The 398-nt window shown below is 58.8% G+C and carries 1 protein-coding gene; it reads left to right on the forward strand.

Going from position 1 to position 398, the window contains the following annotated elements; genetic code table 11:
* Nucleotides 1–18 precede the first annotated feature (18 nt).
* Nucleotides 19–398 (forward strand): AMP-binding protein (locus KIP88_RS46165; RefSeq protein WP_308163854.1); only part of this gene is annotated, 380 nt, incomplete at its 3' end.

Raw genomic sequence — 398 nt, forward strand, 5'->3', positions numbered from 1 at the left:
ATGGTCGAGCATCGGGGAGTGGCCAATTATCTGTCCTGGGCCTGCGAAGCTTATGCGCCCAGGTCATCCTCCCTGGTCTCCTCTTCCCTGGCCTTCGATGCCATAATCACGAGCCTGCTTGCGCCTTTGCTCTGTGGTGGCCACGCACAGCTTGTCAGGGAGGGAGACGAGGTCGAGGGGGTAAAGGAAAAGATCAGCTTGGGCTGCGGGATCATTGATATCACCCCCAGCCATCTGGATGTGCTTGGGCAACAGATGCTGGCGGACTCGGCCGCCAGCCAGGTTGGACTGTTTATCATCGGCGGTGAAGCGCTGACGCATTCGACAATCGAGCTGTGGCGCAGGATCCAGCCCACGGCCAGAATGGTGAATGAATACGGCCCAACCGAAACGATCGT

Source organism: Bradyrhizobium sp. SRL28, from assembly GCF_018596315.1.
Classification (GTDB): domain Bacteria; phylum Pseudomonadota; class Alphaproteobacteria; order Rhizobiales; family Xanthobacteraceae; genus Bradyrhizobium.